This is a genomic window from Terrisporobacter mayombei (assembly GCF_020748465.1).
GTDB lineage: Bacteria > Bacillota > Clostridia > Peptostreptococcales > Peptostreptococcaceae > Terrisporobacter > Terrisporobacter mayombei.
In genome coordinates this window covers 1-446 of record NZ_JAHZMP010000253.1, presented here as the reverse complement: position 1 = coordinate 446, position 446 = coordinate 1, and the positions used below count along the sequence as shown (strand labels likewise).

At 33.0% G+C, this 446-nt stretch carries 1 pseudogene; it reads left to right on the top strand.

Annotated features, from left to right (window positions below):
- Window positions 1-88: 88 nt before the first annotated feature.
- A pseudogene (locus tag K0039_RS21425) lies at window positions 89-446 on the top strand (shikimate dehydrogenase); the annotation flags it as partial.

The following is a 446-nucleotide window of genomic DNA, read 5'->3' as shown; positions in this document are numbered from 1 at the left end:
GGTAAAAGAGGCACTTTCAGCAATAAAAACTTTTAATATAAAAGGAGCTAATGTTACTATGCCATGTTAATCTGCTGTTACAGAATATATGGATGAACTTTCTCCAGCAGCTCGTATAATTGGAGCATGTAATACAATTGTAAATGACAATGGGAAGTTAGTTGGTCATATAACAGATGGGGTAGGCTATGTTCGTAATTTAAAAGAAAACGAGGTAGAAGTTAAAGGTAAAAAGGTTACAATTATGGGTGCTGGTGGTGCAGCGACTGCTATACAAGTACAATGTGCATTAGATGGAGCAAGAGAAATATCTATCTTCAATGCTAAGGATGATTTTTATAAAAGAGCAGAGCAAACAGTTGAGAATATAAAAAAAGAAGTACCAAAATGTATTGTTAATCTATATGATTTAGAAGATACAAACAAACTTTATGAGGAGATAGAAT